This window comes from Enterococcus sp. UD-01, from assembly GCF_044909655.1.
Lineage (GTDB): Bacteria > Bacillota > Bacilli > Lactobacillales > Enterococcaceae > Enterococcus_L.
Map to the genome: position 1 here is coordinate 79,085 of NZ_JBIYEU010000004.1, position 13,729 is coordinate 92,813.

A 13,729-nucleotide genomic window follows, 5' to 3' on the forward strand; every position below is an offset into this window, starting at 1 on the left:
CGTTCCTTTATTGCTATCAGGAATACGGTCTACTTTTACTTTCTATACTTTATCACACTTTGTGCAAAAGCTGAATGGACAGACTCGATAAAAGGCTATTTTTTATCGTTGCTTTCCTTTTAAAAATAGTTTATACTACTCGGTTACACCATTAATGTCAGGGGGAACCACGATGGTCAATGAATACACACAAGAGCAGCAGCAGCTTCAACTGATTTACGAAGAATTATTAGAGGCGCAAAAGGTTTACCAGAAAGCGATTCAAACAGTCAATGCAGACGGTAAAACCGTTTTAGAACAATTTGGTGGTGATACCAAGCTTAATTTTGATAATTACTTGGATAATCTAGATACTTTTGCGATGCTGGAAATGAAAAACCGCGAAATCGATCAGCTTAATCTCAAAAATGAAACCACTGCGAAGCAATTGGAAAAGGTAAAACGGTTGCTAAAAGCACCTTACTTCGGCAAAATCGATGTGACCTTTTTAGATACAGCTTCTGATCGCGAGGTCTTTTATATTGGCATGAATGATTTTACCAACTTAGAAGGCGATTCAAGAATTTATGATTGGCGTTCGCCGATTGCTTCTTTATTTTACAATAATGTTCTAGGTGACAGCAGCTACTCGGCAAATGGTCGTACGATCCCTGTCAGCTTGAATTTAAAACGTCAGTTAATTATTGAAAAAGACCAGCTGATCACCTTCTTTGACACAGCTTTAGCTATTCAGGATGATGTGCTGCTTCACTCGTTAGAAGCCGATTCCTCTCAATACATGAAGGATATTACGACAACCATTCAACAGGAACAAAATGAAATTATTCGGGATGAACAGCATCCACGTCTTTTAGTTAACGGCATTGCCGGTAGTGGTAAAACCTCCGCCATTATGCAGCGGATCGCTTATTTATTGTACAACCATCGAACTGAAATTACGGCTGACGATATTTTATTGCTATCACCTAACTCAACATTCATTGATTATATCTCTCAAGTATTGCCTAATTTAGGGGAACGAAATCCGCTGAATTTAACCTTGCTACAATTTCTGGGACTGACTTTTCAAGAACAGACAGCTGTGGAAAGTGAAACGGAGTATTTTGAACGGATTACCCAAACAGAGGTTTCTGACCAGCAAAAGGTCATCCAATCGCAGGATTTTGTTGCTTATCTCCAAGCATTTACAGATACCAGTCTGATTCAAGGCTCCTTGTTTCAGCCGCTGCGTTTTAAACAAAAGGTGCTTTTTTCTGCACAAGCTATTTTCGAGCTGTATCAGGCGACACCGGAAAACGCCTCGATTCGCGACCGTCTTTCTGCCACTAAAGAAAAACTGTTGAGCCTGTGGCATCGCTATTTAATCAAGCAAGCCAGATCGAAAAAAATGCTGGATCAGCTGTTGGATTTAACGGAAGAAGAACAGTTGCGTTATTTTAATACCTTGCTAACGGATGAAGATGAGGAAACCCTAGCTGAGTTTGCTTTAAAACGCTTGCGTAAAAAATATCGCCGCGTCATTAATGCAATCAACAACTTTGACTGGTTTGATCAATGGGTGCTGTTCACTGAGCTTTATCGGCGTTATCAACAAACGGACTATAGCAAAGAAACTGAAGCTTTAACAGCTGACGAGGTTGTTATTTTACTCTTACTGAAGCAGATCTTTATTGAAGATCTTGCCAATCAACAGATGGCCTTCGTTTTAGTCGATGAGGTGCAGGATTACACAGAAGCCCAGGTATTGCTGCTGCTTACTTTATTCCCTAAAGCAAATTTCACCTTGGCAGGCGATGAAAATCAGGCAATCTTTAATACTTCTGTGGCATTCTCGCAATTACAGCATTTGCTTTCAGGTACACATCAGCCTGTGGCTTTTTATCAACTGTTGAATAGTTATCGCTCCAGTAAAGAAATTACTAAGCTGTTTCAGCAGCTGGTTACCCAAGAAGCCATGACCATTGTACCGATTAGAAATGATGGTCAAACACCTGTTTTTACTGCCTGTAAGGATCAAGCAACGTATTTGCAAGCTATAGCTTCTTTCTTAGAAGCAATTCCAGCAGAGGAAACGGCAGTGATTATTACCAAAACCGTCCAAGAGGTCGTAGCGCTCAAACAGCAGCTTCCATTGGATCCTACCTTGTTTGATCTGAAAAAACGCCGAATTCTTGCCATTGATATGGCCAAAGGACTGGAATTCGATCACGTGATTATTCACAATCCAACAGCTGAACGGTTTCAGACAGAGCGTGACCGCAGAATTCTCTACACAGCTATTTCCCGCGGCATGAAGCAAGTCTATCTCCCTTACACTGGCGAGTTGACCAAGCTGTTGCGCCAAGCAAAATAACCGACCTTAGACCGATGTACTTTTTTTGGATTGCGCGTAAACTAGAGACTAGTGAACGTTAAAAAGGAGGCGTCGTTTTTGAAAAATTACTTTGAAGAATCTGACTTTTTAAAAGCAACGATTCAAAAAAATGTTACGATCCAAAGAAAGCCTCAAGTTAATACAGTCGGGCATTGGACGTTACTGATTCTTTTCGGATTATTAGCCTATGGTACAATGACGCAGCAATTTATCTTGCTTGCCGTCTTTCTGGCGATTGCTGCTTTAGTCAAAGGACCCGTAATGCTTTTATGGGGCATTGTTTATTCAGCTATAGTCGCTTTTTTCCCGCCGCTGGGTATTGTTTTATCGCTGCTATTTTTCCTGATTAATCTGGGAACAGTCGCGAAGAGCTGGCGCATTACTTTAACCAGTGCATATTTTTATCTGGTTCCTTTTGCAGGAAGTCTCTTCCGCTTGATTAGTAAAAACGAGTCACACTATCTATTGGCAGCCTTCGTTGCAGTGAGTATACTGGGTCTGCATTTTCTGCTTAACTGGCTGTACAAAAACAATAGCTTAAGCCGCACGCTGACTTGGTCCATTATTTGTGTTCCTTATGCTGTGCTAGTAATGTTCCTGCCCGCACGCTTTCGCAAATTTAAAACAAACAAGCATTTAAAATTTTAGATGAAAGCCGAGGTCGGGACAGAAGTGATAAGCCCTGAGAAATAAGAAGGAATTCACGAAAATTGTTTTTCAAATTTTTGTGAATTTCGGCTTATTTCCGAAGGGGCTGCTTCTGTTCCCGCCGTTTATTCGTGTTTTGAGTGTGCGGTAAAAGTGTTCTTTACTTTTGTCTCACACTCTTATTTTATTTAAAAATGAAAAATTTTTTGTCCTTCTTTAAAAAGATAAAGTGTTTCATAACGAATCAATTCATTATTTAGCTAGACTAGTCCATTCAATAAGCTTAATTTTTTAAGCAAAAGATTCTCACATGACAATTTTCTAGTTTCATATGACAAAAATACATTTCTTTTCTTTGATTTCAGCCGTATAATGAAAGCGTACACAAAAAAAGGAAATGGAGGGTTAATATGAATAACACGACTATTGCTATTGCAGGAACGTTTGATTCAAAATCAGAGGAGTTCCTCTTTCTCAAAGAGCAAATTGAAAAAAATGGCTTAAATACCTTTTTGATTCATACCGGTATCTTTGCTCCTGCTTTTACTCCTGATGTAACGAATCAGGAAATTGCTCAAGCAGTTGGCGCAGATATTGAACAGATTGCGGCACAACGCAATCGTGCGGATGGAACAAAAATGATTGCACAAGGACTGGAAATTTTATTACCGAAATTATATGCTGAAGGTAAGTTTGGCGGCATTATTTCAGCTGGCGGCAGCGGCGGTACTTCCATGGTAACGCCTGGTATGAGAGCTTTGCCGATTGGCGTTCCTAAAGTTATGGTCTCCACTGTAGCCGCTGGTGATGTTAGTGGCTATGTAGGTTCAAGCGATATTTTCATGTATCCGTCAATTGTTGATGTTGCCGGAATTAATTCAATTTCCAAACAAATTTTCACAAATGCGGCGAATGCCATCAGTGGTATGGTACAGCATTTGACTCAAGATAACGAAGAGAAAAAAGAAGTGATTGCAGCCAGTATGTTCGGTGTGACAACGCCTTGTGTGGAGGTTGCCCGCAGGCTTTTGGAGGAAAAGGGCTACGAGGTATTGGTTTTCCACGCAACTGGAGCTGGCGGCAAGTCAATGGAGAAGCTGATTGCTGACGGCTTGATTACTGGCGTTTTGGATATTACGACGACTGAATGGTGCGATGAGCTATTTGGCGGAAATATGCCTGGCGGGCCGCATCGTTTGGAAGCAGCAGCAAAAAACGGCATTGCCCAAGTGGTTTCTGTCGGTGCGCTTGATATGGTTAATTTTGGCGCAATGGAAACGGTGCCTGAAAAATACCATGATCGCCTCTTCTACCAGCATAATCCAATGGTCACTTTGATGCGGACAACTGCCGAAGAAAATAAACTATTGGGTCTTAAAATTGCTGAAAAATTAAATCTGGCGGTTGCAAAAACCATTTTACTTTTGCCTCTGCAAGGCGTATCTGGTTTAGATGCTAAAGGCAGCGAATTTTATGCACCTGAAATTGACCAAGTGCTCTTTGATACCTTGAAGCAGGCAATCACTAATCCACTGGTTGAGATTCAAGAACTTGATTATCCGATTAATGCACCCGAATTTGCCAGTGCTGCAGCAACTTCATTAGATCAACTCATCAAAAAAAATTACTAGGAGGAATTTTTCATGAAAACAAGAACAGAAATTTTAAAGGACTTTCGTAATCAACTCGAAAAAGGCAACATTTTACTTGGTGTAGGCGCAGGTACTGGGATTACGGCCAAAAGCTCGGAAGCCGGCGGAACAGATATGCTGATTATTTATAATTCCGGTCGTTACCGGATGGCCGGACGCGGGTCATTAGCTGGGTTATTATCTTACGGCGATGCTAACCAAATCGTTGTTGAAATGGGCTCCGAAGTACTGCCCGTTGTCAAACATACACCTGTTTTGGCCGGCGTTTGCGGAACAGATCCATTTCGCGTCATGGATGTCTTTTTGAAGCAATTAAAAGAACAAGGCTTTGCCGGCGTACAAAACTTTCCTACTGTAGGATTAATCGATGGTGTTTTTAGACAAAATCTAGAAGAAACTGGTATGGGCTATGATTTGGAAGTGGATATGATCGCAAAAGCCCATCAGCTGGACCTTTTGACAACTCCTTATGTTTTTGATGCAGAACAAGCAAGAAAAATGGCAAAAGCCGGTGCGGACATGGTCGTTGCTCATATGGGCTTAACAACCAAAGGCAGCATTGGTGCACAAACAGCCTTAACCTTAGAAGATGCTGCAAAACGAGTACAGGAAATTGCCGACGCAGCAAAAGAAGTCAATCCAGATATCCTCGTTATCTGCCACGGCGGACCGATCGCTGAACCGGAAGATGCTCAATATATTATCAACCATACGACTGGCGTTCACGGCTTCTTCGGCGCATCCAGCATTGAACGTTTCGCAGCAGAAAAAGGCATCAAGGAACAAACAGAAGCTTTTAAAACTATTCACTAAACTTTATGTATAAGTAAGAGGTTGAGCTAAAAGAAATAACACTTTTGGCTCAACCCCTTTAAAATTATATAAATTGTATCTCAAAAAATTCAATTCATCATTGCTTTTTCTTCTTTCTAATACTTCTCTTTCCATTTTTTCCACCATTGCCTTTATAATGAACTAAAATAACAACTAAGGAGTTTCTTATGGAAACGCAAAGACGACTTAAACAAGAAGTTCACTCCGGGAAAAAAATAATTGGTGTTGCTGCTGGTTCTGGATTAGCGGCAAAAGCTGCAGAGCTGGGCGGTGCAGATTTTATTTTAGCTTTAAATTCAGCCAAATTTCGGCAAATGGGTGTCAGCTCCTTAGCCGGCTGGCTGCCTTTTTCTAACGCAAATGAGCTGGTGATGGATTATGGAACCAAAGAAATTTTACCGAGAGTCAAACAACTGCCCGTCTTTTTTGGGCTAAACGGCACCGATCCAACAATAAATCAGGCGGTATTCCTCCAGCAAATTAAGGCAGCTGGTTTTGCCGGTATTAACAATTTCCCTACAGTTGGCATGTTTACCGGAACCTTTCGAGAGGCACTGACAGAACACGGCATTACCTATGAGCAGGAGGTTCAGTGTATACAACAGGCACACGAGCTGGGGCTGCTGACGATTGCGTTTGTTTTTAATGAAAAACAGACGCGACAAATGCTAGCGGCCGGTGCGGATATTCTTTGCGTCCATTTAGGTTTGACTGCTGGTGGTACGGTAGGCGCTAAAAAGCTGTTGTCTTTAGATGCCGGCAAAACATTGGCCAATGAATTATTTCATATTTGTGAAACCCTTAAGCCTGACGTCATTCGGATGATTTATGGTGGACCAGTAGACAGCCCTTTGGATGCGGAATATATGTTTAAACACACCTCCGCTCAAGGCTATATCGGTGGCTCTTCCTTTGAACGTACACCGGTTGAGGATCGTATCGGACAAATCACTACCGAATTTAAAACAGCCGGTATTTTAGAAAAGGATAAAAAGCTGCATCAGTTATTAGATGAATTGAATCAGTATGAAGATTATGTGGCTTTTTCACAAAAATATATTGCCGATCACTATATGGAAGAAATTAAATTAGCAGAACTAGCGGCCATTATGCATATCAGCCGGCAATATTTAAGCACTCTTTTTAAAGAAAAAATCGGTATTACCTTTTCAGACTATTTAATCGGCTATCGTATGGACCAAGCCAAAACAATTTTAACTGAAAATAAAATTGCCATCGAAGAATTAGCAGCCATGGTTGGTTATCGGGACGCCGCCTATTTTAGTAAATCTTTTAAAAAATACACTGGTCTTTCTCCTAAAAAATATAAAGAACAGGCCAACAAAAAAAATAAAAGGTGAACGCGATTGCCGTTCACCCTTTGCTTTTTATTAGATTGTTTTACCTTGTAATGCATTATCCAAAGCTTCATTTAGTTTTTTCATTTGTTCATCATTAAAAATAATTTTCATACTTATACGAATTTCTTCTGCTGTTTCCGCTGTAACCATTTCCGGATTTTCATTGATTCCTTTAATGATTTCATCCAATTGCTCATCGAGAGCAGCTTGCGTATCAGGATCATCAGAATCAAAGGTTCCGTCTAAGCCTGCATCATCTTCTAATCCGGAATTATTCAGATAAGAACCCATGATTTTGGAAAAGATATCGTTTAATTCTTTTTCACTGATCAGATCTTTTTTGCTTGGTACGCTGATTTTTTTGTCATTCTTTTCCGGTTTCATGTTCATAGCTAAAACCATGCCGAATTTGTTGTCATTTTCATCGGTGTTTGAGAAATTCAGCTCCATGTCGCGCGCTTTGCTCTTTTGGTTGATGTTTACTTTGACATCTGCTTTATCCATGTCATTTTTCAGACCCTTAATCATATCTTTGACGTCTTTATCAAGTCCGTCTTTTTCATACTCTTTTTTGTAGTCTTTATCTGCTTTAGCCACTTCATCCATCTTTTCAAGAATCTTGATTAGTTCCTTTTTAGTAAAAGTATGTGAAACGACATTGTCTTCTTTTTTGAAGGATTTTTTATCAAACCCTAAGATGACTTTCTTGATTTCTTTTTCCATTTCAGAGGTTTGTGTCAGCTTAATGCCGCTGTCCTTCAATGGATTATCTTTTTCAGCTGATTTGTCTGAAGTAATTGTTTCTTCTGCTTCACCTAGATCAATAAACTTACCTTTTAACTTAGCTAGATCTTCTTTGCTTAGATCAAGCGGGTAATCGAATGATTTGGCTAGATTCAAAGCGCCGTTGACAAAGCTGGTAGACAGGTAATACTTGTCTTTTTGACTCACAAACTCCAAAGGAATCTTCTCACCAAAAAGCTCCGTTGTAATATTCAGCTCCATCACGTCTTTTTTCTCATCATACGCATAATTGCCTTTAATGCTCATATCCTTTAATTGGCTTGCAATCATGTTGACGTATGCGCCGCCTTCATCACCTTCATAAGTTAACTCCTTAATTTTCATGTCGAAAGTCCCTGCAGAAGCATCTTCTGCCTGACTATCAAATAACTCATTCACAAATTCTTTCCGCGGATCCGCTCCGCATGCCGCCAATAAAAAGACCGCAACACTAACAAACACACTTAACACGTACTTTTTCATTTTCATTTAACCATTCTCCCCAATTATTTCTTTCGTTTCATCTATAATCATACCATAATCTAATCTTTTTTAAATAAAATAATAAGAAAAAAAACTGCAAATTTTAGATATTCTCACATAAAATTTGCAGTTTTTATTTTTTTTTAAGCAATACTTGCTCCATTCGGCATTTCTTTTGGTGCTTCAACAATTTGCAGCTTTCCGTCTGGCGCTTCTGCTGAAAGAATCATTCCTTGACTGATTTGGCCGCGCATTTTTCTTGGTTTTAAGTTGGCCACGATGACTACTTTTTTACCGATCAATGCACTTGGATCAGGATAAAATTCGGCAATTCCCGAAAGTATTTGACGATCCTGTTCATCGCCGGCAGCTAAACGAAACTGCAGCAGCTTATCGGCACCCTTTACTTTTTTACAATCGATGACTTCTGCTACTTTTAATTCAACTTTATCAAAATCTTCGTATTTAATTTGTTTGTCTTTAGTAGAAACCAGCTCTGTTTCTTCCGGATTCCATTTAATTTCTTCTGCCGTTGTTTGCGCATTTTGGCTCATTTTCTTTTGAATGTACAAGACTTCTGTGTCCAGCTCCAAACGTGGGAAAATCGGTGTGCCCTTTGCTACAACCTTAACGTTCGTCGGGAATTCGCCAAAGTGAATACTTTCCATATTCATGGTATCTGCATCCAAGCCAAGCTGTTCAAAGATTTTTCTTGGCGTTTCTGTCATAACCGGCTGCAGTAAAATAGCTACAATACGCAAGCTTTCTGCTAAATGCACCATGACACTGTCCAGTTCGTTTTTCTTTTCTTCATCCTTTGCTAAAATCCAAGGCTGTGTTTCATCGATATATTTATTTGCACGTGAAATCAACGTCCATACTTCCGAAATTGCTGTGTTGAATTCCATTTTTTCCATTGCTGCATGGTATTTACCAATCACATTCGCTGCGGTGGTGGATAATTCACTATCGAATGGCGTAACCTTAGAAGCATAGGCAGGTACCTGACCGTCACAATATTTATTAATCATAGCGATTGTTCGATTTAATAAATTACCTAAGTCGTTTGCCAAGTCATAATTTAAGCGAGAAACAAAATCCTCCGGTGTAAAGACACCATCGCTGCCAAATGGAATCGCGCGCAGTAAATAATAACGTAGCGCATCCAAGCCGTAACGCTCTACCAGCATTTCAGGGTAAACGACATTGCCTTTGGATTTAGACATTTTACCGTCTTTCATCAATAACCAGCCATGTCCGAAAATCTTCTTAGGCAATGGCAAATCCAACGCCATCAGCATAATTGGCCAGTAAATCGTATGGAAACGTACGATTTCTTTCCCAACCATGTGAACATCTGCCGGCCAGTATTTTTTGAACAGGCTATCATCTTCTGAGCCATAGCCTAAAGCAGTAATATAGTTGGATAACGCATCAATCCACACATAAACCACATGCTTCGGATCCTTCGTTAAAGGAATCCCCCATGAGAAGGTGGTTCTTGAAACAGCTAAATCCTCCAAGCCTGGTTTGATGAAATTGTTAATCATTTCATTTTTGCGGGATTCCGGCTGAATAAATTCAGGATGCTCATCATAATATTCAACCAAACGATCCGCATATTTACTCATACGGAAAAAGTAAGATTCTTCTTTAACTAATTCTACCTCATGTCCGCTTGGCGCTTTTCCGCCAATTACGTTTCCTTCTTCATCACGATACACTTCTGCCAGCTGTGTTTCAGTGAAGTATTCTTCATCAGAAACAGAATACCAGCCCTCGTATTCGCCAAGATAGATATCCCCCTGCTCAAGCAAACGATCAAAAATTTGCTGAACGGCTTTTTTATGGTAATCATCGGTCGTACGGATGAATTTATCGTAACTTATATCCAAAGTTTTCCATAATTTTTGAACATCGGCCGCCATTTTATCTACATATTCTTTTGGCGTCACACCAAGCTCGGCAGCTTTGTTTTCAATTTTTTGACCATGTTCGTCCACACCTGTTAAATAAAAAACGTCAAAGCCCATCAAACGCTTGTAGCGAGCCATTGCGTCACAGGCAATTGTTGTATAAGAATTACCGATATGTAATTGTCCGCTTGGATAATAGATCGGGGTAGTAATATAAAATGTTTCTTTCTCTGACATACAGAAAAATCCTCCTTTAGCCTTCTCTGGATTTACTCCTAAACAGTATACCATACTTCGCTTTATTTGAACTAGCTGTTTTATCTACTAAAAAAGAGACGAAAGCAGAGAATTCGCTTCTGCTTTCGCCGTTTCTCACGTTTTTAAACAGGAAACAAAAAACGTTTGCACTCTTTTCATTTTACGAGCGAATGACACCATCTGCTACCGCAGCTTCCGCTACCTTTTCAATAATGACATCCACTAGCTCACGATTGAAAGCCGAAGGAATAATATATTCGCTGGTTAAATCAGACTCGGGAATAATTTCGGCAATGGCTTTGGCCGCTGCCAGTTTCATATTATCAGTAATTTTCGTCGCACCAGCAACAAAAGCGCCTTTAAACAAGCCAGGAAATGCCAATACATTATTAATCTGGTTCGGATGATCCGAGCGTCCAGTTCCTACTACTGCCGCGCCAGCAGCAATTGCATCGTCGTAGTCAATTTCCGACTCGGGATTCGCCATTGGAAAAACAATAGCACCTTGATTCATAGAAGCAACCATTTCTTTGGTAACTAGCCTAGGTGCTGAAACGCCGATAAACACATCTGCGCCTTTCATTGCCTCAGCCATGGTTCCCTGAAAATTCTCCGGATTGGAAATTTCAACGATTTCTTTTTCTAAAAAGCTTAATGAACGACCGCTCGTTTTTGATAAAACGCCGTCAATATTATACGCAATAATGTTTTTTACACCGAAATGCGCCAACATCTTAATAATCGCACTGCCTGCCGCGCCAGTTCCTGAAATAACTACTTTCAGCTGTTCCGCTTCTTTTTTAACAATTTTCAATGCATTAATTAAAGCAGCAATCGTCACAATAGCCGTCCCGTGCTGATCATCATGAAACACAGGAATATCAAGCTCTGCCATTAAGGTGCGTTCTATTTCTACACAACGCGGCGCTGAAATGTCTTCTAAATTAATACCACCAAACGTCGGCGCCATTGCTTTGACAATCTGAATAATCTCTTGAGGATCCTTCGTATTCAGACAAATAGGAACAGCATCAATATCGGCAAATTCTTTAAACAACAATGCCTTCCCTTCCATGACCGGCAACGCCGCCTCAGGACCAATATCCCCTAAACCAAGTACCGCCGTTCCATCAGTCACCACAGCGACCGTATTGCCCTTCCAAGTATAGTCATAAACCTTTTGCGGCTCCTCATGGATTTTCCGACAAGGCTCTGCCACACCCGGCGTATAAGCCAAAGAAAGATCCTCCTTCGACTCCACCCGAGCCTTCGCCTGCACACCAATTTTCCCGCGCCATTGCGCATGCGCCTTTAACGCCTTTTCATAAATATCACTCATAAAAACCCTCCTAATTTAAAAGCGGAATGAGCTTGCCCGACTCCGACTGGAAAATAGGAAAAGATGATTGTGACGCTTTCTGTCACAAACAGCTTTTATCTTTTTCCCGAGGAGTCAGCTCATGCAGCTGGATAATTTAAAAGCGGAATGAGCCGCTTAGCCTTGTAGAAAAATGTTCAACACTTTCTGCGAAAGTCTTGTACTGTTCATCATCAGTTCAATTTCATTTCACTGTGATTCTCAGCAAAAGCGGAACAAATCGCTTAATCCTGTAGAAAATTAGGAAATTGACATTGAGACGCTTCTTGTCTCACTGGCAATTTATCTATTTTCCTAAGGATTGATTTGTGCAGCTAGATAACTAATGATAAGGTTCAACACTTTCTTCCGAAAGTCTTGTACTGTTCATCATCAGTTCAATTTCATTTCATTGTGATTCTCAGCAAGTCTTGTACCGTTCATCTTCAACTCATTTCTTTCACTGTGATTCTCAGCAAGTCTTGTACTGTTCATCATCAGCTCAATTTCTTTTCACTGTGATTCTCAGCAAGTCTTGTACTGTTCATCATCAGCTCATTTCTTTCACTGTGATTCTCAGCAAGTCTTGTACCGTTCATCTTCAACTCATTTCTTTTACTTTGTTTCTCAGCGAAGTCCTATGCCGTTGATCATCAGCTCAATTTCTTATCACTGTGATTCCCAGCATCTCCCAGCATTTTCTCCGGTCTTACCCATTCATCATATTGCGCTTCTGTTACCAATCCGCTGGCAAGCGCCGCTTGTTTCAATGTCAGCTGTTCGTTAAATGCTTTTTTCGCAATCATTCCTCCATTATCATAACCGATATGAGGATTTAATGCAGTTACCAGCATCAGCGAGCGTTCTACATATTCTCGCATTTTTTCTTGATTCGCTTGAAGGCCAGCTAAACACTTTTTATCAAATGAAGCCAAGCCGTCCGCCAGCAGTTCTATACTCTGTATTAAATTATACGCCATTACCGGCATGTAAACATTTAGCTCAAAATTTCCTTGTGAAGCGCCGATCCCGATTGTCGCATCATTGCCCATCACTTGGATGGCGATCATCGTCAATGCTTCACACTGGGTTGGGTTGACTTTTCCCGGCATAATAGAGCTGCCTGGTTCATTAGCAGGAATGGTGATTTCACCTAACCCGCTGCGTGGTCCACTCGCCAGCCAGCGAATATCGTTGGCCATCTTCATGGCATTGGCGCCAAGCGCTTTAAGAGCCCCTGACGTAAACACTAAGGCATCCTTACTGGCCAAGCCGTGAAATTTATTGTTCGTTTCCACAAATTGGTTGCCGGTTTCCTGATTTAAATAGTTTATAAAGGCTTTCGTATATTCCTGAGAAGCATTCAACCCGGTTCCAACGGCAGTTCCACCAATTGCCAATTGCTTAAGCTGAACTAATGTTAATTGAATCATTTGATGTGCCTGCTCTATGCCAGCTCGCCAGCCGCTGATTTCCTGTCCAAAGGTCACTGGGGTTGCATCCTGCAAATGCGTTCTGCCAATTTTTATAATCGCTTCGTTCTTTAGTTCAAGCCGTTTCAGTGTATGGCTTATTTGTTTTAACGTTGGAAAAAGGCGCTGTTCAATCTGATTCACTGCGGCAATATGAATCGCACTCGGAAACACGTCATTTGAGCTTTGCGACATATTGACATGGTCATTGGGATGAACTTTTACTCCTCGTTGTTCTGCCAAATGAGCAATCACTTCATTCACATTCATATTTGTTTGCGTGCCGCTGCCGGTTTGCCAAACTGATAGTGGAAAATGCTTCGCCGCATCACCTGCTAAAATCGCATCAGCCGCCTGTTGAATGGCTTTACTGATCGCCGGCTCTAATTTTCCAACGGCTTCATTCGCCTGTGCTGCACTTTTTTTGATCAGCGCTAATGCGTGAATTAATGCTGGCGGCATCGTTTCCGTACCAATTGTGAAATTCTGCAGGCTTCTTTGCGTCTGCGCTCCCCATAATGCCTCTTTTGGTACATTAATTTCTCCCATAGAATCCTTCTCAATTCGATCGTTCATTTTAAACTCCTTTCC

The 13,729-nt window shown here is 40.8% G+C and carries 10 protein-coding genes; 5 read left to right on the top strand and 5 right to left on the bottom strand.

The window, feature by feature from the left end:
• The first annotated feature begins 172 nt into the window (after positions 1–172).
• The 4 genes from ABH902_RS05265 (at position 173) to ABH902_RS05280 (ending at position 5,487) form a co-directional block, all read left to right on the top strand.
• Positions 173–2,353: a HelD family protein gene (locus tag ABH902_RS05265; RefSeq protein ID WP_404589503.1), complete on the top strand. Its 2,181-nt coding sequence runs from the start codon at positions 173–175 to the stop codon at positions 2,351–2,353.
• A 78-nt stretch (positions 2,354–2,431) separates the two neighbouring features.
• Complete coding sequence (locus ABH902_RS05270) at positions 2,432–3,022, top strand: hypothetical protein (RefSeq protein ID WP_404589504.1); 591 nt, start codon at positions 2,432–2,434, stop codon at positions 3,020–3,022.
• Between the two features lie 410 nt (positions 3,023–3,432).
• Positions 3,433–4,653, top strand: coding sequence for a Tm-1-like ATP-binding domain-containing protein (locus ABH902_RS05275; protein ID WP_404589505.1), 1,221 nt, complete (start codon positions 3,433–3,435; stop codon positions 4,651–4,653).
• Between the two features lie 12 nt (positions 4,654–4,665).
• Positions 4,666–5,487 carry a phosphoenolpyruvate hydrolase family protein gene (locus ABH902_RS05280; RefSeq protein WP_404589506.1) on the top strand — a complete coding sequence of 274 codons (822 nt, stop codon included), beginning with the start codon at positions 4,666–4,668 and terminating at the stop codon, positions 5,485–5,487.
• Between the two features lie 3 nt (positions 5,488–5,490).
• On the opposite strand, the gene ABH902_RS05285 is transcribed toward ABH902_RS05280, so the two are convergent.
• The gene (locus ABH902_RS05285) at positions 5,491–5,622 is read right to left on the bottom strand and encodes a hypothetical protein (protein ID WP_404589507.1); all 132 of its coding nucleotides are present in this window, start codon (positions 5,620–5,622) and stop codon (positions 5,491–5,493) included.
• Between the two features lie 53 nt (positions 5,623–5,675).
• On the opposite strand from ABH902_RS05285, the gene ABH902_RS05290 reads away from it, so the two are divergent.
• Complete coding sequence (locus ABH902_RS05290) at positions 5,676–6,869, top strand: phosphoenolpyruvate hydrolase family protein (RefSeq protein ID WP_404589508.1); 1,194 nt, start codon at positions 5,676–5,678, stop codon at positions 6,867–6,869.
• A 30-nt stretch (positions 6,870–6,899) separates the two neighbouring features.
• Here ABH902_RS05290 and ABH902_RS05295 read toward each other — a convergent pair whose 3' ends face one another.
• The 4 genes from ABH902_RS05295 to fumC all read right to left on the bottom strand — a co-directional run bounded on the left by ABH902_RS05295 (position 6,900) and on the right by fumC (position 13,714).
• Positions 6,900–8,141 carry a hypothetical protein gene (locus ABH902_RS05295; RefSeq protein ID WP_404589509.1) on the bottom strand — a complete coding sequence of 414 codons (1,242 nt, stop codon included), beginning with the start codon at positions 8,139–8,141 and terminating at the stop codon, positions 6,900–6,902.
• 137 nt (positions 8,142–8,278) lie between these two features.
• A complete protein-coding gene (metG, locus tag ABH902_RS05300; protein ID WP_404589510.1) occupies positions 8,279–10,288 on the bottom strand; it encodes a methionine--tRNA ligase in 2,010 nt (669 codons plus the stop codon).
• A gap of 181 nt (positions 10,289–10,469) precedes the next feature.
• On the bottom strand, positions 10,470–11,648 hold the full coding sequence (locus tag ABH902_RS05305; protein WP_404589511.1) for an NADP-dependent malic enzyme: 1,179 nt from the start codon (positions 11,646–11,648) through the stop codon (positions 10,470–10,472).
• Positions 11,649–12,319: 671 nt separating this feature from the next.
• The gene (gene fumC, locus ABH902_RS05310; protein WP_404589512.1) at positions 12,320–13,714 is read right to left on the bottom strand and encodes a class II fumarate hydratase; all 1,395 of its coding nucleotides are present in this window, start codon (positions 13,712–13,714) and stop codon (positions 12,320–12,322) included.
• Positions 13,715–13,729: the final 15 nt, after the last annotated feature.

Coding starts and splice junctions, on each gene's coding strand:
- ABH902_RS05285 (WP_404589507.1), bottom strand. CDS start 5,622: ATGGAAAGAGAAGTATTAGAAAGAAGAAAAAGCAATGATGAATTGAAT.
- ABH902_RS05265 (WP_404589503.1), top strand. CDS start 173: ATGGTCAATGAATACACACAAGAGCAGCAGCAGCTTCAACTGATTTAC.
- metG (WP_404589510.1), bottom strand. CDS start 10,288: ATGTCAGAGAAAGAAACATTTTATATTACTACCCCGATCTATTATCCA.
- ABH902_RS05290 (WP_404589508.1), top strand. CDS start 5,676: ATGGAAACGCAAAGACGACTTAAACAAGAAGTTCACTCCGGGAAAAAA.
- ABH902_RS05305 (WP_404589511.1), bottom strand. CDS start 11,648: ATGAGTGATATTTATGAAAAGGCGTTAAAGGCGCATGCGCAATGGCGC.
- ABH902_RS05280 (WP_404589506.1), top strand. CDS start 4,666: ATGAAAACAAGAACAGAAATTTTAAAGGACTTTCGTAATCAACTCGAA.
- fumC (WP_404589512.1), bottom strand. CDS start 13,714: ATGAACGATCGAATTGAGAAGGATTCTATGGGAGAAATTAATGTACCA.
- ABH902_RS05295 (WP_404589509.1), bottom strand. CDS start 8,141: ATGAAAATGAAAAAGTACGTGTTAAGTGTGTTTGTTAGTGTTGCGGTC.
- ABH902_RS05275 (WP_404589505.1), top strand. CDS start 3,433: ATGAATAACACGACTATTGCTATTGCAGGAACGTTTGATTCAAAATCA.